We start from the raw sequence: 23,129 nt of genomic DNA on the forward strand, positions 1-23,129 counted from the left end.
CCGGATGTTGACTCTTTAATGCATCCTATATACTCTGTGTTTAAACCGGACGGGAAAGGAGGAGATGAAGCTGATTTCCGGGATGAAATTCGGGTCCATGTTCCGGGCGCTGCGGCACCGTAATTACCGTTTGTACTTTTTCGGCCAGGGAATATCACTGATCGGCACATGGATGCAGTGGACGGCGATTGTTTGGCTGGTGTACCGTCTGACCGGGTCGGCGCAGGTACTGGGCACAGTCGATTTCTTTGGCCAAATTTCCGGTGTGGTTCTTATTCCCTTGGCCGGGGTAATCCTGGACCGGTGGGACCGGTATAAAGTCGTCATTGCAACGCAGATTTTCGCCTTGCTGCAAGCGGCTATCCTGGCGGCGCTGGTGCTGTCGCAAAGTATCGCCGTCTGGCATATCGTAGTGCTTAACTTCTTGCTGGGTGTGGTTAACTCCTTTGGCATGCCGGCAATGCAATCCTTTCTGTCCCAAACCGTCGACGACAAAGAAGATCTCAGCAACGCCATCCCCCTTAATTCGGCTATGATTAATGGCGCCCGGATCATCGGTCCGTCGATTGCGGGGCTTGCCATCAGTGCTTTCGGCGAAGGCTGGTGTTTTTTGCTTAATGCCGTCAGCTTTGCCGCAGTGCTTGCCGGGCTTAGGCTCATGAAGGTGAACCGTCCGTATGTTGCAGCAAATAAGGAAAAAAACCTGCTGGCAGGACTCAGGCAAGGCATTGCTTACACCTATCGCGTTGTGCCAATCAGACTGGTGCTTGCTTTGCTTGCCCTGGTATGCTTGGCAGGCATGCCGGTTATGGTGCTTATGCCGGTTCTTGCCGGCCGGGTATTGTCGGGGGGACCGGAGATATTGGGTTTATTAATGGCCTTTTTTGGGCTGGGAGCACTTACGGGAACCGTATGTCTGGCTTCCCGCATGACCGTGCTGGGGCTTGAAAATATTATTGTGATAGCCGGTTCAGTTTTTGGCGCCGGGTTGATAGTATTTGCCGCATCCAAAGTGCTGTGGCTGTCCTTAGCCGCGTGCTTTATCATGGGCGTTGGGCTCATTGTTCAGTTCGCTGCCACAAATACCATCATCCAGACGCTTGTGGACGAGGATAAACGGGGACGGGTCATGAGCCTCTACACATTGTCCTTCGGCGGTTTTGCTCCATTCGGCAGTCTTTTGGCGGGCCATTTAGCCGAAATTATCGGAGCGCCGGCGACATTATTGATAGGCGGAACCATCTGCCTGGCAGGCGCCGCTGCTTTTGCTTATGTCCGGCCGGTCTGGCTCGCCCATGCTGAGCCTATCTACCGGAACAAAGGCTTTATCTGCGAAGATTAGAGCGATTCGCGTCAAACAGGTACGCTACGTAACAACATGACTCCCGCCGGCATATTATGTATCAGGCAGGATACGCCCTGTTCTATTTGTCCGGAAGGAGGGATTGAAATGTCTGATAGAAAGCGTTCCTGGGATCAACCTGAAATTGTGGATTGGGAGGAAGAAGATTACGAAGAGGAGACGATGCGTCAGGATGAGCGCCAGCTATTTGTCGGAGTTGGTTTCGGCTTTTGCTCTCCGCGGCGATTTTGTTCTCCGCGACGATTTTGTTCTCCACGGCGATTTTGTTCTCCGCGGCAATTCGGCTGTCGACCGTTTTTCTTCTGTTTCCCGCGCCAGGGTTGTTTCCCCAGACCTTGTTTCCCAATTTAGCTTAGGCCGGTTGATTACCTATCCATATCTATAGATTCTTCTGCTATATATGCCGCATCAAAGAATTGACATCCGGGTATTAGGATAAGCTGAGGTTAAGCGACAGCGTCGAAGCGTTCCTAATACCCGGATATAATTTCAATTCTTTAATGCGTTCCATATAGATAAGGTTGTCCATTTTGGAACACCTTATCTTTTTTAATTTTTTAATGCCCGGGCCGGGCGAACAGATTTTTGTGAGACTGGCAGCCGGTTATTTTCCGTGTTAAAATTAATATAATATAAACTTACATAACCGCATAATCACATAATCAATAGAACGGAGTCGAAGAAATGATATTGGTAAAAGGCCTGGTCAAGAAGTTTGCTGAACGGGTAGCTGTAGATCACTTGGATCTAACCATCGAACCAGGGGAAACATTTGGGCTTTTAGGACCTAACGGCGCGGGCAAAACAACAACTATCCGGGTTTTGACCATGCTGACCCGGCCCACGGAAGGCGAGATCAACATTAACGGCTGGCATCTGCCGGCGGATGAGACCAAAGTCAAGGCAGTCATCGGAGTAGTTCCCCAGCATTTGAATCTGGATGCCGACTTAACCGCCAGGGAAAATTTGGACTTGCACGGTCGCTTGCATCATATTCCAGAGGCCGGGCGCCGGCGGCGGGTGGAAGAGTTGCTGGAGTATGTGGAACTCGTGGAGCGGGGAAATGACATGGTCAATACCTTTTCCGGCGGGATGAAACGCCGGCTGATGATTGCCCGGGCGCTGATGCACCAGCCCCAGGTATTGTTTCTGGATGAACCTACGGTTGGCCTTGATCCGCAAGTTCGCCGCAAACTATGGGACCTGATTCGCCGGTTAAACGGAGAAGGTCTGACCGTGCTGCTCACTACCCACTATATTGAGGAAGCGGAACAGTTGTGCCAACGGGTGGCGATTATGGAAAAGGGAAGGCTCATTGCTCTTAACAGTCCGGCGGCCTTATGCCGGCGACTTGGCAAATTCGTGGTGGAATGGGCTGACCAGGGCGGCACGGAGTACCGGTTTTTTGCCAGCCGGGCCGAGGCCGCAGATTTTGCTGCGGCGTTGACGGTAAACGCTACATTGCGTTATACCAACCTGGAAGATGTATTTGTGGAAATAACAGGACGGAAAGTGGCCGGATAAGTAGACAATTACCTGAGGAGGTCCGGTTGATGGAACAAGCCAGGCTGATTGTAAAAGCGCTCGCTGACGCGGGGCATCAGGCGTATATCGTCGGCGGCGCCGTGCGTGACCTATTGCTGGGAAAATCCTCCCAGGACATAGATATAGCTACCAGCGCTTCTGCCGACGAGATACGGCAGGCTGCCGCCGCTCATGGCTGGGGAACGGTAGAAGTCGGAGCGGCTTTTGGCGTAATCATTGTGGTCGTGGGTGAAACAACCTACGATGTTGCCACTTTTCGGGCGGAAACATACGGTGAGGACAGTCATCGACCGGAACAAGTACAACTGGGAGTATCTTTGACGGAAGATTTGCAGCGCCGGGATTTTACCATGAATGCCATGGCCCTCGATATTGACGGCAATATCATCGATCTGTTTGGCGGGCGGGACGATATCGCCGCCAAACTCATTCGTACTGTCGGCAATCCCTATGAAAGATTTGCCGAAGATGCTCTTAGAATGTTCAGGGCCGCCCGTTTTGCCGCCTGCTTTGGTTTCCGGCTTGACCCTGCGGCCCAGGCGGCCTTCAGTCCGAATCTGGCGCGGGTTGCCGGCCTGTCGGTAGAGAGAGTGCGGAATGAACTGCAAGCTACGCTGATCGCACCATGGGCGAGTGTGGGGCTTAAAATTATGATGGTTACCGGTCTCTTGGCGGCAGAGTGCAGGAATACCGAACAAAGGGTTGCCAGGTCTGTGCCTATTTTGCCTGAGCTTGGCCGTTTGCCCGGTTTACCTCAGAATGCCAGATACCATAAATATGATGTATGGACCCATACCCTGGCAACTGTGGATAACGTGCCTGCCGCCGCCGCCTTGCGCTGGGCAGCTCTGCTGCATGACGTGGCCAAGGGATGGCCGGGAGTACGGACAGTAAACAAGTATGGTCAGCCATCTGATCCGGGACATGAGCGAGTTGGCGCCGAGGTGGCGGAACAAATCCTCCTTAGACTTAAAGTGAGTTCCGCGGTAACCGGCCAAGTAGCCTGGCTGATTCGGCGCCACTTAATTTTGCCTGTTCCCGAGGAAAAAAAGGTATTGGGGTGGCTCCGACGTTTGGCCAGGGATTTCAGGAACATCCGGGAATTTAGGCAACAGGTTGATCAGCTTCTGGAACTGCACCGGGCCGACAGGCTGGCCGGTCATACCATGCCGGATATTGAAACCCTTGATAGAGTAAAGGAACTGGTTGCAGCCATCTGCCGGCAAGTCCCCTTTTATCCGGGGCAATTAAGTATCAGCGGCAAAGAGATCGCCGCCCGGCTGGGGACCGGTCCGCAGGTGGGAAAATTTCAGCTTAATCTGCTGGAAAGGATACAAACCGGGGAATTGGCCAACACCCGCGATTCTCTGCTGGCGGCCCTCACGGCCAGGCTGAAGCGGCAGCCGGTGTCCAATCAGGATTAACAGAAATAGGACTTGGCGCGGGCCAAGTCCTATTTAAAGATTTTTTATGTATTTATGTAATTTTATGAATCTATTAATCTTTGGCTTTTAGTTTCTCAAGCTGCAGGTACTTTTTCTGAAGCTCGTGTTCAATTATGTCAATTTCTTTGTAAATGGGATCTACTTTGGGACCTTCGCAGGATCCGGACAGAAATACCGCTTTGCCGTAGTCTTTAAATAGACGGTCCTGTTTGCTTTCCAGGAACTCCATCTGCAGACGGAGTTCAGTGACATCTTTCGCCCATTTCAAATCATCGCTTAAATTATCCCAGGCTTCTTTGAATTTTTTAGATACCAATTCCGTATAGTCATTAAATTTTCCCTTATCCATATCTATCCCTCCCAGTTTGAAATGGTTTCTATATATGTCGCATTTAAAGAATTGGCATCCGGGTATTAGGATAAGCTGAGGTTAAGCGGCAGCGTCGAAGCGTTCCTAATACCCGGATATAATTTCCAATTTTTAATGCGTTCCATATGGTTAATGTTATTATAACATATTTTAAAATGGAAGTGAATAATTTTTATGAGAAAATAATTATCGCCATATTGAGAGCATTGCCGAGAACAAATGTTTATTCGAAAAATACACTTGACTATCAGTACAAGATAATTTATAATCAAATAGACTTCATAGTCCACACAATGAACAGGAAGCTGACTTATTACAAGCTTCAGAGATCTGGCGGGTGGTGCGAGCCAGGGCGCGTAAAGTCAAGTTCCGCCTGGGAGTGGCTGATGATGAATCAGGACGGGTTCCGCCCGGTACAGCGGCAAAAGTGGCCGCAAGGCAACATGGGTGGCACCGCGGGATAAGTCTCGCCCCAGATATATGTGGGCGAGGCTTTTTAATTTTATTATGATTTAATGGAGTGAGTGATTAGTATGGCTAAAACTGTTAAAAGGGTACACAACTTTTATTCCGGGCCGGCGGCTCTTCCCTTGTCCATTCTCCAACAAGCGCAAGCGGAACTTTTGGATTTTAACGGCACAGGCATGTCCATCATGGAGATCAGCCATCGCAGCAAAGACTACGAGGCGGTGCACAATCGCGCTATTGAATTATTGAAGGAGTTGCTGGGTATACCCGCAGGTTATGATGTTCTGTTCCTGCAAGGAGGAGCCAGTCTCCAGTTTGCCATGGTACCCATGAACTTTCTGGCACCCGGCAAAAAGGCCGGATACGTCATGACCGGGACCTGGGCGGAGAAAGCTTATGCCCAAGCGGAAAAACTGGGCGAGGTCTTTATCGCCGCCAGTGCCAAAGAAGGAAACTACCGCCGTATACCGTCTCCCGGGGAACTCAACTACGGCCCGGATACCGCCTATCTTCACATTACTTCCAACAATACTATCTTCGGCACCCAGTGGCAGTCTTTCCCCGAGACCGGCGCCGTGCCGCTGATTGCCGACATGTCCAGCGATATCTTGTCCAAACCGTTTGACGTGAGCAAATTCGCCCTGATTTATGCCGGAGCCCAAAAGAATCTTGGTCCTGCCGGCGTAACGGTAGTTATCATCCGGCACGACCTTTTAGATCGGGCGAATAAGAAAGTGCCGACCATGCTGCGGTACGAGACATATGCCAAAGACAACTCATTATACAATACGCCGCCCACTTTCAACATATATATGGTCAGTCTGATGCTGGCCTGGGTAAAAGAACAGGGCGGTCTTGCAGCCCTGCACCGCCGCAATCAGGAAAAAGCGGCTCTGGTTTATGATGCAATTGATGCCAGCAATGGTTTCTATGTCGGTCATGCCCAACCGGATGTCCGCTCGCTGATGAATATTACATTCCGGCTGGCTAACGAGGATCTGGAGAAAAAATTCCTTGATGCGGCTAAGCAAGCCGGTTTCGTCGGTCTGGCGGGACACCGCTCGGTAGGGGGCTGCCGGGCTTCTGCCTATAACGCGGTTCCCTATGAGTCCTGCCTGGCTTTACGGGAGCTAATGTTTACTTTTCAAAAAGAAAATTGGTAGAATCAGCAAGCAGTGGGTTTTCCTTCGGGGATTAAGGGAAAAGGACTATAAAAAGGGAATAAGGCGGCCCGGTTACGGGTCGTCTTATTCCTCTTTCAATATTCCCGGTATGTTTCTACTTCGCTGGCTCTTTAAATTAGCCAAAACGTTTTCGATACTCAAGTCTGCAGCCGGCCTTACATTGACCAGGCTGGTTAGGTAGACAGTTCACTTGCTTCCAACGCTTCTAGCCACTCTAATTCATTTACTATTTTTTCTCTGTATTTGGGGGGGAGTTTAGCTATCCTACGGGCGAATAAATAAACATCAAAAGAGATTTCAGCAAACTCGGGATGTAATTTCTGGCGGATAATAGAGGGAGCTTTGGCGAAATAGCCTAAATAAATCAGTATTTCCGGGTTGCCGTCCAGCACCTCGGCCAATACCCGTGAGACGTCTTCGGAAGGCGGGGGTAAATGGCCGTTTTGCAGCTTACTGATATATGACGGGGCAATTTTATGTCCTTTTTCCTGGCAACGGCAGGCGATTTGCCGTAACGACATGCCGCTTTTCTTAATGTAATAAGCCAGTAAATCTGTATAACGTTTATTCATTTATAAATCATTCCATTTTTTACATTTATTATATTGTATATTGAGATAAAAGTCAACGATCAAGGAAATTGTACATTCTATTTTTTGCAAATCCAATAATTAAATTCACTGAGAAATATGGCTTTTTGGTGTCAATGCTTGGCGCTTTTTTTTATAAAATAACAACTGATTTATATTTAAGTAAAAATATGGTACCCCAGAAATATTTTCTGATGATAAAAAACTCAACAAAATTCGGTGGATAATGAACTATATTCTTAACCCGCTAATATTTATTTTTTCATACGGGAAATATATCCTATCAGCAGGTATTAGCCAAAAAGATCACGAAATTATTATTTAATAATTATTTTTATATGGGTTGATTCAGCACTGAAAGGAGTGTTGGTTATGGATAATCAGGATAAGATTAACGAGGTTACCCCGGCTTGCGGCTGCGGGTGTTCGTCCTGCGGCGACTCTGGCGGCGGGGAGGCGCCGGCGGCTAGCGAGTTTAGTCTGCATATGGAGAAACTGCAGGAAGCAGGAGATGCCGCGGCCATCGCGGCAGAATGCCGCCAGGTTTTGGCGGCGGATCCTGCAAACAGCGAAGCTTATTTTTGGCTGGGTGTGGTGTCATCCATGGCAGGCAATTACCAGCAGGCAGTGGACGAATACTCCCAAGCAATTGAGTTGAGTCCGAGAATTTTTCAGTACTATTCTTATCGCGGCAGTGCCTACGCGGCTCAGGGCGATGTCCAGAATGCCGTCCTGGACTATAGCAAAGCGCTGCTGTACCATCCCCAGGATTGGTTAAGTTACGCCAATCGCGGCGTAATCTATTTGGAAAACCAGATGTATGATCATGCTATTGATGATTTAACGAAAGCCATTGATTTGGAGCCTGCCGACCTGGGCTCATACCTTAGCAGAGGCGACGCCTTTGTGGCGAAGAACTTGTTTTCCGTGGCCATTGCCGACTATTCCAAAGTTCTTACCGAGTCTCCGGAAGATACTAACGCGCTAATGAAGCGGGGACAAGCCTACTTTGAAATCGGCATGAACGATGAAGCCATGGCCGATTTAAACAGGGCCTTGGAACTTGAGCCGGAAAATATCATGCTTCTAGCTGTCCGGGCCTCTGTTTATCTGGGTCAGGGTAAAATGGACGAGGCCATTGCCGACTTCAGCCGGGCGGCGGAACTGGACCCGGAAGACGCAAGGCCCTACTTTTTCCGGGGAGTGGCTCATGTAGCCAAAAAAGAATACGCCGAGGCCATTGAGGATTTAAACCGCTCCCTTGCGTGTAATCCGGACAATGCCCTTACTTATTATAATAAAGCGTTATGCTGCGAAATCGAGCAGCGAACAGAGGAAGCCGTCGCTGCTTTTAAACGGTTTTTGGAACTGGCCAATCCCGAGGCGGCTGAATTCCAGCACGCCCAGGAACGTATTAAGGCCTTGGATGGTTCCGGTAACGGTGATTTGATCCAATGATGCAACCGCCTTACCGGGCCGCTTGCTTCTTTGCTTAGTGGAGGTTGAAGGGATGGAAAAAAGAAGTTTGGGACGCACCGGCTTAATGGTTACCCCCATTAGCTTTGGCGCTTTACCGGTGCAACGCTGTACATTCGGGGAAGCGGGCGCTGTATTGCAGGCGGCCCTTGATGCCGGCATTAATTTCATTGACACTGCCCGGGCATATACGGATAGTGAGGAAAAAATCGGCCGGTATGCTGCTTCGCGCCGCAAGGAATTTTATTTGGCGACAAAGAGCCTGGCCAGGACGAGAGAAGCCATGTTGATGGATATTGATACAAGTCTTCAGATGATGCGGACCGATTATATTGACTTGTATCAGATTCATAATATAAAAGTGGAGCAGGATTTAAACGCCGTCATGGCGCCGAGCGGGGCATTGGCGGCGCTCAAGGAGGCCAAAGCCGCCGGTAAGATCAGACACATCGGCATTACCGGCCATAATTTCGGACTGCTGGTTCAAGCCTTGAAATCCAACCAGTTTGACACCGTCCAGGCCCCGTTTAACTGCGTGGAGCAGGGGGCGCTGACGGAACTCTTTCCTTTAGCCCGTTCTATGGATATAGGCTGTATCGTCATGAAACCCCTGGGGGGCGGACTGATCGAAAGTGCCGATCTTGCTCTCCGGTTTATATTGGAGAATGATTACCTGGTGGCCATTCCCGGTATGGACCGGGTGGAACAAATTGCCGCCAATTTATCCGTGACCAGGGATTTTCAGCCATTGTCCGCTGCCGAAAAGGCTAAACTCAAGGCTGAGGCTGAAGCCCTGGGCCCGAACTTTTGCCGCCGCTGCGGCTATTGTCTGCCCTGTCCGCAGGGAATTGATATTCCCACCATGTTTATCTTCCATTTGCAGTATGTCAAATATGGATTGAAAACCGCTATTCCCGACCGTTATGCGGGCCTGAAAGCGAAGGCTTCCGCCTGTGTGGAGTGCGGGGAATGTGAAACGCGCTGCCCTTATAATTTGCCTATCCGGCAGCGCATGAAGCAAGTCGCGGCGGACCTTGGTTAAGTAGTCTGACATCCGGGTATTAGGAACGCTTCGACGCTGTCGCTTAACCTCAGCTTATCCTAATACCCGGATGTCAATTCTTTAATGCGACATATACATATATAGAAGAAAGGAGCGAAAAAAATTGGCGAACAATCGGTTTGACGTTGCGGTTGTTGGCGGGGGACCGGCGGGGTTATCCGCCGTTATCACCGGCCGTATCCGCAATAAGGAAATTGGTTTGTTTGAGCATCTTGACTTTAGCCAAAAGCTTCAGAAAGCTCACATTGTTGACAACTATCCGGGAATTCCCCAGGTAAGCGGTAAAGGTCTTATCCAGCAGTTTGCCTCGCATGCTTTAGCCCATGGCCCGGCTTTGATAAAAGAAAAAGTGCTCAATATTTTTCCCGGGGACGAGTTCTTTACCCTGCTTACTGCCGGAAATACCTACGAAGCCAAAACCGTGATACTGGCTACCGGAGTTGTCAGCACTCTTTTGTTTAACGGTGAGCGGGATTTCCTCGGCCGGGGGGTCAGCTACTGCGCGACTTGCGACGGGCGTATGTTTGAGGGCAAGGATGTGGCGGTTATCTCCTACACTACCGAAGGGGAAAATGAAGCCGGCTTCTTGGGTGAAATCTGCCGTAATGTCTATTATCTGCCGCAGTACAAAGGTGACTTTTCCAAGATGCGGGCCGAGGTAAAAGTCCTGGATGCCAAGCCGAAGGCCATTTTCGGCGACGCACAAGTTGAAAAGCTGGTGACGGACAAAGAAGAGCTAAAGGTCCATGGCGTTTTTATCCTGCGGCAGTCCGACCCGGTAGAGAATATATTGCCGGGATTGGAACTGGACGGCGAAGTAATAAAAGTCAATCGTGACATGTCCACCAGTATACCCGGGGTATTTGCGGCCGGCGACTGTACAGGCAAACCCTGGCAGGTGGCCAAAGCCACCGGCGAAGGCCTGATGGCCATGCTCAGCGCGATCAGTTACCTGGGTTCAAAAAGGGATAGCAAGCCTGAATAATGAAGGAAAGCAGCCATGCAAGCAAGAATACGCCGGGGCGGGAGCCCTGGCGTATTCTTGCGCTCTATCTACAATAAACCACCCGCACATTAATATAATCAAAACTATTGATATTCAATTTTTCAATACCTACAATTAATCTACAATTAATCGAATTTTTTAATCATGATCAGACATGGATTTTCTTCAGCCCACATTTCCGTCAGGGTAATGAGCGGTTCAAATCCTGCTCTCGTATAGAACTTTCTTGTTCGCTCGTAGGGTTCATATCGGGCTTTTTCACTCAAGGTCTTTACAATCACATATTTACAACCGTTTTGCCTAAAATACTCAGCCGCTGAAGCCAAAAGCTTTTTCCCTATACCTTGGTTATGGTATTCGGGCAACACGCCAAATACATAAATATCACCTGTATTTCCATAATGAATTTTAACGGAAATAAATCCAACGCTACTTTCATTTTGATTTAAGGCAATCCAGTATGGAAGTTTTGCAACGTTTTTCACATATTCGCAGAGCGCTTTTTCATTGCCAAACCATTCGGGCAAGCTTCTAAGAATCTCCTTCGTGTGCAGCGATTTCATAGCTTCATCGTTTATTCTAACTATCCTGATGTTCATCATTCCTCTCCCCCTTCTTTCAAACATTGCCCTTGTTTTGCAAGGTATGAGTTGTTACACTGCGTAATAATATCCTGGATATAAGGAGGATAGTATCCCAATATCTACACCGCTTTCTTTTATTTAAGAAATGACTACTATAGTTTCGCCATCATAGATCATTTCATGGCACTTTAATTCGCCTCGATAATATCTCATAACCTTTATCAATGCGTCCTCCGGTAATTCAGCATAAACAATGACTGAGTTATCCAAATTGGCTTTTTGACCGCTATATTCCTCAACATTTCCGTCACATACATACCAGAAAAATGACATGATGTCCCTCCGTTCAGAATTTGGTTTATAACATTTGTTACCGACAGCAGGCAGAAGGTTAGTTGCCTAATATTTCGGTTATACTTGCATCGACGATAGAATGTTTACATATCCACCTATGAACCACTACTTTATCTTGATTAAATTATATCCTAATATTGAACTTATTTCAATCACTAAGAGGATAAATGATCTAAAAATTTTTATGTTACAATCACAATTAGGATAATTACTGATGGAGCGATATATATATATGAATATAGGAGCAATGATTAAATCCGAGCGGAAACGCCAAAATATTAGCATGAACACATTAGCCAAGCGGGCTGAGATTGGACAATCAACATTAAGTTATATAGAAAGCGGTCAAAGACAACCAACCTTTGAAGTTATAGAACGTATTGTTAAAGGATTAGGCCTTACTCTTGGCGAGTTCTTTACTAAAGAAAAGTCGGAACTTGAACCGGAACTTCGCCGTTTAGTAGATACAGCTAAAAAACTTACACCTGAGCAAAGAGAATCTCTTCAAAGATTGTTAGATGCGATAAATAAGGATTAACACTGCTTCCGCCCACTGTCAAATCTTCCAAGGCTACCTTAAAAGTTTTTTGATAATTTCTACAAAATTAAGGGTAATGATCTAACCGCCTTTGTAAGCTTATACAGTTGTAACCTAATAACCTGCCTGGAACTCCCTCGAAATTATGTCTCATTATTATAACTATTATAACTTTTTTTGACGATAATACTTTGGTGTAATACTGTCGTGAGAACCGTCCTGTAGACAATACGTAGACAATATATCAGCCAGAAAGTCCCTGATGGGGTTATGACAATAATAATCGTTCTTTAAGGGGTGTGTTTGTGAATATAAACAACTTTTTTAAAGGAAAAATAGACTCTGGTTTAGATTTATATAATAGAAAACCACGAGAACCGGAGCCATCTGTTATGGAAAGTCTCGACTATGATTTCGCAGTATCTAGGTATAGTAAAGAGGACTTTCGCTATGAGTTTGTTAATGCTTATATTGCTTGCGTTAAAGGATTGTGCAACAAAATTATTTATAATTGTAAACTTGAGCGTCCGCGAAATGACTCAGAATTTTTGAATTTTTATATTTACATGGAAAACCCTGACTCCAATGTCCAATACCGAATTGATAATCCAAAACATGAATATATTTTGGCGTTTTATGAGGTATTAAAGAAATGTAATTTGCAGGGGATTACTATGAATACGCGAATTCAGTTTATTTTAAAAGACATAGTGAAAACCATGAAAGCTACTGCCGTTACGAAAGCATGGAAAGACATTCATGAACCGATAGGAAACTTATTCCCAGAATGCGCGTATTTAAGCGCGTGGGAAATATACTTTTATGTGTTCATTCAGAATGACAAATATGAAAAGTTGTTAGCCGATGAAGCGAGAATGGAAGAAATTAAGAGATATAGTTATAAAGCAGTCAAACGATGCGACAAGGATAATGTTTGGAAGTATGAAGAATATCGTATTAAGGTGGATAATTATAAGATATATCACGATATTGGTGGACGGAATTATTTTAATAGCGATGCTATGAATTTGTGTCGATGTATTTGATAACCGTTATATCCGATATTGTAACCTGATCTTAATTAACAACGAAAAAGGTGGATTTGCAAGGTCGCGGTTTGCCTCCGCCATGTAAAACATGGAAAAGCCGAAAACCATGTAACACACTGTTTCTCTCTGCTTGTGGGAGTATGGTGGGGGAAAAAGAGGTTAAGCTTGTAAACAGTTTTTTAACAACACGACATTGGTGGCATATTTTCTAAGGTACCATTTGTGAAATCAGCCGCGTTGAGCGGTAATCTTGGTACCTTGGAAAAATGACAACCTAGTAAAATGGACGTAAGCGTCAACGCAGCACCACCTGGAAATGAAAAATCACCTGATGTACGCTAAAGCAAAGTACCAGGTGATGCGCGCGGGTGAGACTATGATCCATTAATCAGCATCTTGCAGCTTTCGGGAATTTCTTTAGCCCAAGGAAGCAGTTTTCCAACATCGATATCGTTTTGCTGCTGAATCTGCTTAAAGACATATTCCAAATAAGCCTGCGGATTGAGACTGTTCTCCATGGCTGTTTGAATCAGGCTGTATATAGCGGCAGAGGATTTTGCTCCGCCAGGGGTATTGCAGAACAACCAGTTTTTGCGACCGATGACAAAAGGCTTGATCGACCGTTCCGCTCGGTTGTTCGATAGTTCAATACGGCCATCGGCCAAAAAGGCCAGCAAATATTTCTGCTGATTTTGGACATACGTAAGCGCCTTGCCCAATAAACTTTGCGGCAAGGTATTGGCCCAGCAGGCTTCTACCCATCGATAAAAAGCTTCAACAATAAGTTTGCTTTCTTTTTGCCTTAGCTCATGCCGATCTTCCGGAGTCATTTGCTCTGCCTTTTTTTCGACTGCAAACAGTTGATTGCAGTAGGCAAAACCTATACCTTCCGGACTATCGGCCTGCTTGGTGCCTGCGCCAACCAACGCTTCCTTGAATTTTCTCCGCGCATGGGCCCAGCAACCGCATAAGGTAACTCCCGCATCTTCGACCTTGTGATAGCCATTCCAACCATCGGTGTGGAGATAGCCCGTAAAGCCCGCCAGATAGTCCTTGGCAAATTGTCCGCTGCGCCCCTCACGATAGTCGTAGAGCACAATCGGGCGATTCGTATCGCCAGAAGTCCGATATACCCACATGTAGGAATCGGCTTGCGCTGGCCTGCCCGGTTCACACAACACTTCTAGCGTGGTCTCATCGGCGTGTAGCACTGGCCGGGCGAGCAGCTCTTGCTTCAGTATGGCTAAAAGAGGATCCAATAGTCCCGCGCCTTTGATAACCCAATTGGATAAGTTTTGGCGGGAAAGTACAACGCCTAATCGCTTGAATTCTTGCTCCTGGCGATACAGCGGCATCGCATTGATAAACTTTTGGCTCATAATATAGGCCAAAAACTCAGCAGACACCAGGCTTTTGGGTAGCAGCGCCTTGGGCGCTGCGGCGGTGATAACGGGCGTCTCAATATTGGTTTTTTCACAATTGCGGCAGCTATAGACATAGCTTACGTGCTCAATCACCTTCACTTTGGCGGGAATGATCGTCAATTCTTTGCGAACTTCCTTGCTCATGACATGCAGCTCTTGGCCGCACTGAGGACAAGCTTGGTCCGTCTCAGGCAGTGTATATTCGATGACTTCTACCGGCAAGTGTTTGATTGATTCGCCGCGTTTGCCTTTCTGGCGCTGATTACTGATGGTTTGCGTATCCGGCTCCGCCATAAACGGCTGGCGCTCCGCTTCCGCCTCGTTAAACAAATTCAGTTGGGCTAAATCATCGCGTTGGCTTTTTTCGGACGAGGAACCAAACTGCTTTTGGCGATTCAGTCTCAGTTGTTCCTCATACCATTTATTTAATACTTCCAGCTCTTGAACGCGCGCTTTTAATTGCGCATTTTCTGCTTCTAACTGTGCTTGTGTTTTCAAAAAGAATCCTCATTTCCCGTCCAGTTCTGTCTCTTTCATTATACCAGAAAACGAGGTGTAAAGCCAGGAATTACGCGGCTTTATCGACCTGCCAACACCTGTGTGCGACGCAGCTTTTGCTCTAATCCAGGACTTTGGATTAAATTCCACAGTTCATCGGCCGAAAGGATCATGGTAGTGGTTTCACCGACTGCCGGCCATTTAAAATGACCTCTCTCCAGGCGTTTCAAATGCAGCCAGAAGCCATTATCTTCCCAGGTCAGTATTTTAATCCGATTGCGCTGGCGGTTACAGAAGACAAAGAAGGCTTTGTCAAAAGGATTGAGTTGAAAGGTATTTTTGACGATGGCGCTGAGGCCGTTAATGGACTTTCTCATATCGGTATCACCACAGGCTAAGAATACCGGCGTTTGATCTACTATCTTCAGCATACTTCAACCAGAACTTTGAGCACGCCAGCCAGCAAATTCAAATCGGTCTGCCGATCAATGGGGATGGTGCACTTGCCAACATGAATTTCAAGATCTTTTGATGGCACTGGAGCCGTTAAAATTACAGAAATCCAGTTTGGCAGAAGTTGAGGACTTATTGGACTTTTGTCTGGACGTAACCAGCGATGCAAAGTACTTAGCCCAACGCCGGTTTCTTTGCACCATGCTTTTTTCGTTTTGCCGCTGTCATGATAAGATTTTAACAAGGCTGCTTTCTCGACGTCCGTAAAGGTTTTCCGATTATTCGTTTTCATCTTTCAATCCCCCCGAGATTATTATCTCAGGGCTAGTGCGTGAGCACCACGTGGGGACTGGTTGACGCTTACAAATGGACAGGGGTCCGGCGCGCCTCAACCATGTAAATCACCCTGATGCGAAATCCCGTTTTGTCGTCTATGACAAAACGGGATTTTTTGTGTTCTATTATGTTCATGGCGTGCCGCCAAGCTGGAGGATACGGTCTTTTGCTTTTGATCCATACTGGATCATTGCCATATTTAATGTACAGGCGGAAAGCGGAAATGGCTTGGTCATATTCGGCGATGGCTTTATCGTATTGCTTCAGCATACGGTAGATGTTGCCGCGCCGATAATAGGCGGGTGCGTATTGATGATCAAGGCTAATAACCATATTGAAGTCATTGATGGACTTGTCGTATTGCTTCAAGTCAAATATATATCACCGCGATTGAAATACGCATCTTGGAATTGGGAATCAAGGGAAATGGCCTGCGTATAGTCGGCGATGGCTTTGTCGTATTGCTCCAAGGCAGCATACATATTGCCGCGGTTGAAATATGCCTGTTTAAACTGGGGGTCTAAAGTGATAGCGTTATCAAAATCGGCAGTGGCCTTGTCGTATTGATTCAAAAGTGAATAGGTAGTGCCGCGATTGAAATATGCTGATACATAAAGAGGATTCAAGACAATAGCATTGGTGTAGGCCTGAACGGCTGCGGTATAATTATGCTGATGAAAAGCCAGATCAGTACCGCGCTGAAGCCTCGGCAGTTGAGGGCTGACTCTCAGCGCAGGGGGTGGATAGTCCGCTCCATTTTGACAAATCATCTACGCCGTATCGCTTCACGAACTTCGTATTCATATCAAACATTGCCTGTATGGATCTGGCATTCGCCGGAAGAATGTTTTCAATAGGAAACCAATTGCCTATTACCCAGCTATTTTCCTGCCTTATTAATATCACATCACATTTGTTCCAATTATAATTCTTCTCGGCGGTTCCTGGTTTTATAAATTCGACAATATAAATGATCACGGCTTTCAGCATACCATTATTATAAGAAACATCTTCCACACCGTTTAGAATGAATTTCACGTTTGCATATCTGACTCGTAATTCTTCTTCCGGCAGGTTACGCTGGCTTAAGCGTATCGATTTGACCTTTTGAAAATCTTTATTATTAATTGCGTTGAAATAGGGGACTAATCCTTGTATCAGCTCGCGTTCCTCCGCCGAAATAATCGACCCGTCCTTGCCGGGAAATGGTTGTGAGGTAATGATGTAGTCGTTTTGTTGGGCAGAACAGTTAGCAGTGGAAAAAATGGTGACGGACAGGAATAAAATTATAACCGTTCGCTTGGTAATCATTTATGTCACTCCTTTATTTATGCAGTTGGAGCATTTGAGATGAACACTACAACCACCTCATCGCTGCCCCTCTGAATATTAATTCGTCAAAATTGGAAAGAACCATTCAGAATTTTGGAAATAAATAAGTACCGGTATTTAGCCATAGAATCATTTAAATCAGGGGGAAATTTGTAACTATTACTAGAAGTGTAAAACGTTTAAAAAATGAAAAAGCGTCGCGCAGTGCTCTCTACGCTAAAGGGCGAACGGCTTTGTCCTGACGAGAACGTGCCAGAGAATCGGCAGGAACTAGTGCTGGGCTTGGCGCATAAATTTTGGCGAAGGATGGCGATGAGCATGGTAATGAGCTTGCTAAGAAAACTACTGCTAATCGGGTTGATAGGAATATTTTTCTTTTGTGGGGCGGGGACCTTGTGCCTGTCGAGCCAGCAGCCCGGGCAATCGCCGCGGCTGATGAAAGTTGGCGAAAAAATATCGGTGGAGGACTTTCGCGGTGCGGCTGGCGAGGCGGTTCGGATCGAGCCAGGTAAGCCGACGGTGCTGTGGTTTTGCATAAGTATAACGATGCCCGAATCTTTTGAGTCGGCGTTGCCCATGCTTGATTCCCTGGCTGAAAGGCGGGGCGACAAGGTTAACGTTTATCCGATTTTCGGCGGCTGTAGCAAGGTGTTTATCGATGAAAAGATAGCGATGTACCACTATACCAGGCCGGTATTGACGACGAACAAATATCTCAACTACACTTATGGTTACCCGGCAGTGCTGATTTTTGACAAAGAGGGCGTTTTGCGCTATCGCGGTGAAATTGAGCTTACCGACCGAATTCTCGACACGTTACGGTAGCGCAGACTGCTATTTGCGTGAAAAACGCAGATATTCGCTATGAAATTGGGGACAATAAGGGACGGTTCTGTGCGCCAAGAAGCGTACGGAGTATAGCGGGTGGGAATCCCGCCTGGGAAGGAATAGCCAACCACTCAGTATCCAGCCTTGGGACTGAAGCGGTAACGCCAAGTCTAAGCGTAGGCAGGAAAGGTAGTAGGCCGAAAGCGTAGCTGAAGATGTTGAGCCCCGAAATCCCTAAATGGGTTAGTCGATGCCGTGGAACCAGCAGAAGACAACATTGGATGTAGCGATAAGGGCGAGCTATATTCAACCCCCCGGGGTCAAAGATCTTGGCATGCTACCCATTAGTACTCCGTGTGAACTTGGGAGACCCTGCCGCCCTCTCTAGGGAGTATGGCCGACAAGTTGAAAACGAGGAAGCCAAATAGACGGCAGGGAGTCGGATTACGTAGTAATACCAAGGAAGCAGGGTAATGCCTGCGTAGGGAAGGACGTAACAAAGTAGCGCCCTTGAAAAGGGAAACAATACTGCACTGGAGGCAGAGAAACCATTGGGAACAAAACTGACAAGGATAGCCGAGTTAGCCAAGCAAAGACCGAGAGTTAAACTGCAAACCCTAATTCATGCCATTGACGAGGAAAGTCTGAAAGCGGCCCACAGCGCTCTAGCGGCAGATAAAGCAGTCGGAGTAGACGCTGTAACCAAAGAAGAATACGACGAAAAGCTACAGGAAAACATTACGGAACTGCTGGCAAGAATGAAACGGCAGGCGTACAAACCGCAGCCGGTAAAGAGAGTCTATATTCCAAAAGCGGATAATAAGAAACGACCGCTAGAGGAATACCTGCCTATGAGGACAAGCTGGTGCAAAAAGCCGTTAATGAAATCCTGATGGTCATCTACGAACCGGAATTCCTGGACTGCTCCTATGGATACAGACCAGGAAGAAGCTACCATGAGGCGTTGAAGGAAATTGCCAGGATCCTTGAAAATAAGAAGGTCAACTATGTAGTGGATGCGGACATCAAAGGATTCTTTGACAATGTGGATCACGGGTGGATGGTGAAATTTCTACAAGAACGAATCCAAGACCCGAACCTGCTGCGATTGATCCAACGTTTCCTGAAAGCTGGGGTTATAGAGGCGGGGGTAGAATATGAGACAGAAGCGGGAACGCCGCAGGGAGGAGTCATCTCCCCCCACGTTGGCGAATGTATACCTGCACTATGTACTGGACTTGTGGTTTACGGTAAAGATAAAGCGGGAATGTAGAGGCGAAGCCTACTTAATCCGGTATTGTGACGACTTTGTGTGCTTCTTCCAATACCGGGATGATGCGGAAGCATTCTACGGCAAGATGATAAGTTGTTTGAAGTACTTAATCGCAGAAGCCAAAAGAAGAGCCTGACGTGGGAAGGATTTGCAAAACTCGAGGAGAGATTCCCGTTAGCGAAAGCGAGAATCTACGTAAATATCTATGACTAAATGTAAATAAATGCTGCTATGAAGAGCCGGATGCCTGAATAGGGCAAGTCCGGTTCTGTTATCCCGCAAAATGCGGCATCCCGATTATCGGCATCAAACCCTCATATAAAGCCCTTCTTTCATGATAATATCGGGATAATATTTAGCGACTCAGTCCGTAAAGCTGCCGGATTAATTCCTCATCATCTTCCCATTCAAGATATGTGGTTTCTCCAGACACCAGCGGGTTCAGCTTTGAAGTAACTTTCTGGATGGCCTCTTTCTTCATTTCCGTATCAGCATTCGCATAAATCAAGGTCGATGAAATCTGCGCATGCCCGAGCCATTCAGCCAGCAATACCATTGGCATACCACTTCTGTACAAGTGCATGCTGCGGCTATGGCGAAACATATGGCAATGAAGCGACTCAGGAACTTCAGGATTCATATTATGAGCAGCAACACCGTATTTCTTGATGAATCTTTCTGTGTTGTCTGGCGACATTGCAAATCGGCGCCCTTTACGCTCAGTGTAAAAAAGATAATCGTCAGAAGTGTGTTCAGGGTGAAAAACTGCAGCATATTTTCTGAAATGATCAACGGTTTTGGGCATTACCGGCACCAAACGCGTTTTTCTGCCTTTTCCGGTAATGACAACGTAGGGAGATTTCCCTTCGAAATGAATGTCACTTAGCTTGAGATCCAGCAGTTCTTGATTTCGGGCTCCGGTATCATACATCAGTATCATAAAGAATAGGTTTCGCAACTCTTTCTTCTTTCTGGTATCTGGTTGCTCAAGTATTGTTTTCAACGCAGCTTCACTGAAGAATTTAATGACGGTAGTCTTTGCTGCCCTCTTTAAAGGGATAGTACACAAATCTTTGACGTATGCCTGAACACCAATATCCCTGGCACCGGCATATTTAACGAATGACCGGATACATGCGAGCCGATGATTGCGCGTGGAAACACTGCAATCCCGTTCTTTTTCAAGATACCCTAAATAATTCTCGACAGTCTCCTTGGAAAGGCGCTCAAAGTTGAGTTTTCCCAGACTGATCCCATTTCTATCGCAAATGTAGCGTAACAACTGGTTAAGGCATTCACGGTACGATTTAACTGTATTGACGCTCACAGCTTTTTGATCGGGGAGATATACCGTCAAAAAGTCTCTCACCAACTTGAAAAACCGAGTGCTCTTCTCATTCATCTTCGGCCACCTCCGGGATCAAATCCGAAAAATGGCTCCAGTCAATAGCCGTTGAACGAATGAGCCTTTCGGGCAAAAGGTGGATGTAATATGCCGTGTCCGAAAAGTGGGTGTGGCCCATGTACGCACTCAGGTACGGGAGCTTGGCGTAAAGGTTCGCGCCTTCGTCTAGCCATTTCATCATCATTGTCGTAGCGTAGCGATGTCTAAGATCATAAGTAACAGCGCTTGCTTCATTGCCAGTTCCCCGGGCTTTCCTCCAGATCATTTGAAACTGTCTGGCAAGCCAACGCCGATTCAATGGCGCGCCGTTTGTTGATGGAAAAAAGTACATATGGTTGGCGAAAATCTCTGCAACAGTTGATTGATAATTCTTGCACATCTGTAATACATCGTCGGACATGGCGACATAGCGTTCTTTGTGGGATTTATTTTTTCGGATTAGCAGTATGCCTTTGTCGAAATCAATATCGCAGCTCTGCAGTTCCCGACCTTCGTTCGGGCGTAGGCCGCAGAAATAGATCAATCTCAATAATACAGGAAGAATCAGATGCCGATGCGGAGAACAAAGATTAGGTGGAAGCCCGTCGCATTCCTTGAAAATGCTCAACATCTCTTTATCTGTGAAAATATACGGGGTTCGTGTCTCTTGCCTGGGGAGAAAACTTGATGGGATCACATAACAATCGACTCCGATTGCAGATAGGTACTTAAGCAGCTCCCGAATTGATTGAATCCTTCTTCTTGCCCCGGTCTTGGACTCGTTTTCCCGCCGTGAGCACCAGTTAAGAACTACGTCTTCCTTGAGTTCAGACACATTCAACTGCTTTGACTCTATGAATCTGCAAAAACGATCTAAATCGTACTCGTAGGAACGTCTGGAATAACCAATGGACTCTTTGTAGAGGAGCATATCCTCAATATATTCGCTGAGCGTTTTCATAGTCTGGAGCCCTCCTCAAAAGAGTCAAACCCCAGTGCGCATTCGCGTAAGCCCTCAATATCCAAAGGAATATATGGTCTTGTCGCGCCGGTGTTTTGATGACCAAGTATCTGTGTGACCGTTGTGATGGGTACCCCTTCCATTGTCATCTGGGTTCCAAGCATCCTTCTGATGCCGTGCATCGTTTTCCCATCACCAAGCCTATGTGAAACCCCTGCTGCTTTCATACGTCGGCGCAAGACGCACGCTACTGAAACGCCATCTTTAAAGCTTTGAAAAGGTGCAAGGCTTCTTAAAAATATCTGTGGAGATTCCGATTCCGGACGGCTGTTCAGGATATAGTCTGCCAACGCTGCGCCAACGGCTCTTTGCAGTGGAAGGCTAATTGGTATCTGGGTTTTTCCTTGGATTATTTGGACCTCGCTTTTACGCCAGTCAATATCCGACAGTTTAATCTTCGCAATGTCCCCAGCACGCATCCCGCTGCTTGCTGCCAAAAGCAAAATGGCATAATCGCGTTTCCCTATCGCGGTGCTTCGATCAATAGACCTGATGACTAAGTTCAAGTCATCCAGAGGCATGCACGGATATATTTTTCTCTCTCTTGCTCTCGGCACCATCAGTAAGCCTGCATACGGAAGTCCTGAATCCCCTGAACTGATGAGATAATGATCCAGTTTACGGAGTGATCCGACAACATCGTCCATGCTTTTTGCGCGTGTCTGCGAAATATCGCTCAGAAACATCTGCACATGCTCTGCCTTAATTTGAGAGATATCGCTGATTCCCAAGCCAGTAAGCGACAGAAGAAAGCGCCTGACTATGGTTTGGTTATTACGGTTTCTGAGTTCTGAGCGACTATCATCAGCGACACCGGCGATAATGCACTCAAAGTTCTCCGATAAAGCGAAAGTATCTTTGTAAGCGGGGCCTTTCCAAACGAATCTGCCCGTCTCGCCTACTTCTCGCAGTATCCTGATTCCTCGGGTGCGGAGATTGAATACATTTCGGGAAATCGCTCCGGCCTGCAAGTTCTCTCGATAGAGTTCCTCAAGTTCGTTTATCAAGTCTTCACTGTAAAATTCTTCTTGCTTTACCTTGAAGAAAGCAGAGATTGGCTTAAAACTACGTGATGCAATCACTTCAAGTGAAGATGGGGCTAATCCTACTTCTTTTTCCAAAATCATTAATGCTTGTTGGATGATTCCAAAAATCGTACTATCTTTCATGTAAACCTCCTATTGAATTTGATAAATTCAATATACAGCATACTGAAAGAAAAATATTATCCCGATATTTTTACGGAAGAAGGGCTTTATTATGAGGGTTTCAGATCAATAATCGGGATGCACGATTTTGCGGGATAAGTTCTGTGAGGGGGGCCGTCGTGAGATAGGCCTCTACTCGACGTTGACACTATAATCTGTTGTTTATACTACAATGAACCTCATTTGATGTAATTGACTCATTATAATTACCCCTAATATTTCACTCCTCGTTTCGGCATGAACAACTGCGTCTCCTTTTTGATATTTCATTATGATTTACATGCAAACTGAGATCCCTCCCCCCTTCCTTAAAATTCAAAAAATGCTCTAGCAGTAA

27 protein-coding genes are annotated in these 23,129 nt (G+C 46.7%); 14 read left to right on the forward strand and 13 right to left on the reverse strand.

The window, feature by feature from the left end; genetic code table 11:
• The first annotated feature begins 82 nt into the window (after window positions 1-82).
• The 4 genes from MAMMFC1_RS08015 to MAMMFC1_RS08030 all read left to right on the forward strand — a co-directional run bounded on the left by MAMMFC1_RS08015 (window position 83) and on the right by MAMMFC1_RS08030 (window position 4,332).
• A complete protein-coding gene (locus MAMMFC1_RS08015; RefSeq protein WP_232035737.1) occupies window positions 83-1,342 on the forward strand; it encodes an MFS transporter in 1,260 nt (419 codons plus the stop codon).
• 193 nt (window positions 1,343-1,535) lie between these two features.
• Window positions 1,536-1,748, forward strand: a complete 213-nt coding sequence (locus MAMMFC1_RS08020) for a hypothetical protein (RefSeq protein ID WP_126308014.1) — start codon at window positions 1,536-1,538, stop codon at window positions 1,746-1,748.
• Window positions 1,749-2,047: 299 nt separating this feature from the next.
• Window positions 2,048-2,887, forward strand: coding sequence for an ABC transporter ATP-binding protein (locus MAMMFC1_RS08025; protein WP_126308016.1), 840 nt, complete (start codon window positions 2,048-2,050; stop codon window positions 2,885-2,887).
• Window positions 2,888-2,916: 29 nt separating this feature from the next.
• Window positions 2,917-4,332 (forward strand): CCA tRNA nucleotidyltransferase, encoded by a 1,416-nt coding sequence (locus MAMMFC1_RS08030; protein ID WP_126308018.1) that lies wholly within the window; start codon window positions 2,917-2,919, stop codon window positions 4,330-4,332.
• A 73-nt stretch (window positions 4,333-4,405) separates the two neighbouring features.
• On the opposite strand, the gene MAMMFC1_RS08035 is transcribed toward MAMMFC1_RS08030, so the two are convergent.
• Complete coding sequence (locus MAMMFC1_RS08035) at window positions 4,406-4,702, reverse strand: hypothetical protein (RefSeq protein WP_126308020.1); 297 nt, start codon at window positions 4,700-4,702, stop codon at window positions 4,406-4,408.
• Between the two features lie 146 nt (window positions 4,703-4,848).
• Between MAMMFC1_RS08035 and MAMMFC1_RS22310 the strand changes: the two genes are divergently transcribed.
• Both MAMMFC1_RS22310 and serC read left to right on the forward strand, forming a co-directional pair.
• Window positions 4,849-5,187, forward strand: a complete 339-nt coding sequence (locus MAMMFC1_RS22310) for a hypothetical protein (RefSeq protein WP_145987625.1) — start codon at window positions 4,849-4,851, stop codon at window positions 5,185-5,187.
• A gap of 69 nt (window positions 5,188-5,256) precedes the next feature.
• The gene (serC, locus tag MAMMFC1_RS08040) at window positions 5,257-6,354 is read left to right on the forward strand and encodes a 3-phosphoserine/phosphohydroxythreonine transaminase (RefSeq protein WP_126308022.1); all 1,098 of its coding nucleotides are present in this window, start codon (window positions 5,257-5,259) and stop codon (window positions 6,352-6,354) included.
• A 194-nt stretch (window positions 6,355-6,548) separates the two neighbouring features.
• Here serC and MAMMFC1_RS08045 read toward each other — a convergent pair whose 3' ends face one another.
• A complete protein-coding gene (locus tag MAMMFC1_RS08045) occupies window positions 6,549-6,947 on the reverse strand; it encodes a helix-turn-helix domain-containing protein (protein ID WP_126308024.1) in 399 nt (132 codons plus the stop codon).
• A 390-nt stretch (window positions 6,948-7,337) separates the two neighbouring features.
• On the opposite strand from MAMMFC1_RS08045, the gene MAMMFC1_RS08050 reads away from it, so the two are divergent.
• The 3 genes from MAMMFC1_RS08050 (at window position 7,338) to MAMMFC1_RS08060 (ending at window position 10,489) form a co-directional block, all read left to right on the forward strand.
• Complete coding sequence (locus MAMMFC1_RS08050; protein WP_126308026.1) at window positions 7,338-8,423, forward strand: tetratricopeptide repeat protein; 1,086 nt, start codon at window positions 7,338-7,340, stop codon at window positions 8,421-8,423.
• Window positions 8,424-8,475: 52 nt separating this feature from the next.
• Window positions 8,476-9,483, forward strand: a complete 1,008-nt coding sequence (locus tag MAMMFC1_RS08055) for an aldo/keto reductase (RefSeq protein ID WP_126308028.1) — start codon at window positions 8,476-8,478, stop codon at window positions 9,481-9,483.
• 124 nt (window positions 9,484-9,607) lie between these two features.
• The gene (locus tag MAMMFC1_RS08060) at window positions 9,608-10,489 is read left to right on the forward strand and encodes an NAD(P)/FAD-dependent oxidoreductase (protein ID WP_126308029.1); all 882 of its coding nucleotides are present in this window, start codon (window positions 9,608-9,610) and stop codon (window positions 10,487-10,489) included.
• 146 nt (window positions 10,490-10,635) lie between these two features.
• On the opposite strand, the gene MAMMFC1_RS08065 is transcribed toward MAMMFC1_RS08060, so the two are convergent.
• The gene (locus MAMMFC1_RS08065) at window positions 10,636-11,112 is read right to left on the reverse strand and encodes a GNAT family N-acetyltransferase (RefSeq protein WP_197723948.1); all 477 of its coding nucleotides are present in this window, start codon (window positions 11,110-11,112) and stop codon (window positions 10,636-10,638) included.
• A 120-nt stretch (window positions 11,113-11,232) separates the two neighbouring features.
• The gene (locus MAMMFC1_RS08070) at window positions 11,233-11,427 is read right to left on the reverse strand and encodes a hypothetical protein (protein WP_126308031.1); all 195 of its coding nucleotides are present in this window, start codon (window positions 11,425-11,427) and stop codon (window positions 11,233-11,235) included.
• 253 nt (window positions 11,428-11,680) lie between these two features.
• Here MAMMFC1_RS08070 and MAMMFC1_RS08075 point away from each other — a divergent pair, with 253 nt between their 5' ends.
• Entirely contained in the window at window positions 11,681-11,986 is a 306-nt protein-coding gene (locus MAMMFC1_RS08075; protein WP_126308033.1) for a helix-turn-helix domain-containing protein, read from the forward strand.
• A 305-nt stretch (window positions 11,987-12,291) separates the two neighbouring features.
• Window positions 12,292-13,032: a hypothetical protein gene (locus tag MAMMFC1_RS08080; protein ID WP_126308035.1), complete on the forward strand. Its 741-nt coding sequence runs from the start codon at window positions 12,292-12,294 to the stop codon at window positions 13,030-13,032.
• Between the two features lie 377 nt (window positions 13,033-13,409).
• Here the strand turns inward: MAMMFC1_RS08080 and tnpC are convergent, their stop codons facing one another.
• The 6 genes from tnpC to MAMMFC1_RS08110 form a co-directional block, all read right to left on the reverse strand.
• A complete protein-coding gene (gene tnpC, locus MAMMFC1_RS08085) occupies window positions 13,410-14,957 on the reverse strand; it encodes an IS66 family transposase (RefSeq protein ID WP_126308037.1) in 1,548 nt (515 codons plus the stop codon).
• A gap of 80 nt (window positions 14,958-15,037) precedes the next feature.
• Entirely contained in the window at window positions 15,038-15,388 is a 351-nt protein-coding gene (tnpB, locus tag MAMMFC1_RS08090; protein WP_126308039.1) for an IS66 family insertion sequence element accessory protein TnpB, read from the reverse strand.
• On the reverse strand, window positions 15,382-15,702 hold the full coding sequence (gene tnpA, locus MAMMFC1_RS08095; RefSeq protein WP_126308041.1) for an IS66 family insertion sequence element accessory protein TnpA: 321 nt from the start codon (window positions 15,700-15,702) through the stop codon (window positions 15,382-15,384). The genes tnpB and tnpA overlap by 7 nt, the downstream gene beginning before the upstream one ends.
• Window positions 15,703-15,770: 68 nt before the next feature.
• The gene (locus MAMMFC1_RS08100; protein WP_126308043.1) at window positions 15,771-16,115 is read right to left on the reverse strand and encodes a tetratricopeptide repeat protein; all 345 of its coding nucleotides are present in this window, start codon (window positions 16,113-16,115) and stop codon (window positions 15,771-15,773) included.
• The gene (locus tag MAMMFC1_RS22645) at window positions 16,112-16,516 is read right to left on the reverse strand and encodes a tetratricopeptide repeat protein (protein ID WP_126308045.1); all 405 of its coding nucleotides are present in this window, start codon (window positions 16,514-16,516) and stop codon (window positions 16,112-16,114) included. Before MAMMFC1_RS22645 ends, MAMMFC1_RS08100 begins: the two co-directional genes overlap by 4 nt.
• A complete protein-coding gene (locus tag MAMMFC1_RS08110) occupies window positions 16,434-17,057 on the reverse strand; it encodes a hypothetical protein (protein ID WP_126308048.1) in 624 nt (207 codons plus the stop codon). The genes MAMMFC1_RS22645 and MAMMFC1_RS08110 overlap by 83 nt, the downstream gene beginning before the upstream one ends.
• Before the next feature lie 207 nt (window positions 17,058-17,264).
• On the opposite strand from MAMMFC1_RS08110, the gene MAMMFC1_RS08115 reads away from it, so the two are divergent.
• The 3 genes from MAMMFC1_RS08115 to MAMMFC1_RS08125 all read left to right on the forward strand — a co-directional run bounded on the left by MAMMFC1_RS08115 (window position 17,265) and on the right by MAMMFC1_RS08125 (window position 19,179).
• The gene (locus tag MAMMFC1_RS08115; protein WP_126308050.1) at window positions 17,265-17,903 is read left to right on the forward strand and encodes a TlpA family protein disulfide reductase; all 639 of its coding nucleotides are present in this window, start codon (window positions 17,265-17,267) and stop codon (window positions 17,901-17,903) included.
• A gap of 554 nt (window positions 17,904-18,457) precedes the next feature.
• Window positions 18,458-18,799 carry a reverse transcriptase family protein gene (locus tag MAMMFC1_RS08120; RefSeq protein WP_126308052.1) on the forward strand — a complete coding sequence of 114 codons (342 nt, stop codon included), beginning with the start codon at window positions 18,458-18,460 and terminating at the stop codon, window positions 18,797-18,799.
• Complete coding sequence (locus MAMMFC1_RS08125) at window positions 18,772-19,179, forward strand: reverse transcriptase domain-containing protein (RefSeq protein ID WP_158618693.1); 408 nt, start codon at window positions 18,772-18,774, stop codon at window positions 19,177-19,179. Before MAMMFC1_RS08120 ends, MAMMFC1_RS08125 begins: the two co-directional genes overlap by 28 nt.
• Window positions 19,180-19,534: 355 nt before the next feature.
• On the opposite strand, the gene MAMMFC1_RS08130 is transcribed toward MAMMFC1_RS08125, so the two are convergent.
• From MAMMFC1_RS08130 to MAMMFC1_RS08140, 3 genes are read right to left on the reverse strand one after another with little or no spacing between them, the layout of a single operon-like run.
• Window positions 19,535-20,581, reverse strand: a complete 1,047-nt coding sequence (locus tag MAMMFC1_RS08130) for a tyrosine-type recombinase/integrase (protein WP_126308056.1) — start codon at window positions 20,579-20,581, stop codon at window positions 19,535-19,537.
• Window positions 20,574-21,524: a tyrosine-type recombinase/integrase gene (locus MAMMFC1_RS08135; protein ID WP_126308058.1), complete on the reverse strand. Its 951-nt coding sequence runs from the start codon at window positions 21,522-21,524 to the stop codon at window positions 20,574-20,576. Before MAMMFC1_RS08135 ends, MAMMFC1_RS08130 begins: the two co-directional genes overlap by 8 nt.
• Window positions 21,521-22,753, reverse strand: coding sequence for a site-specific integrase (locus MAMMFC1_RS08140; protein WP_126308059.1), 1,233 nt, complete (start codon window positions 22,751-22,753; stop codon window positions 21,521-21,523). Before MAMMFC1_RS08140 ends, MAMMFC1_RS08135 begins: the two co-directional genes overlap by 4 nt.
• Window positions 22,754-23,129: the final 376 nt, after the last annotated feature.

This window comes from Methylomusa anaerophila (genome assembly GCF_003966895.1).
GTDB lineage: Bacteria > Bacillota > Negativicutes > Sporomusales > Sporomusaceae > Methylomusa > Methylomusa anaerophila.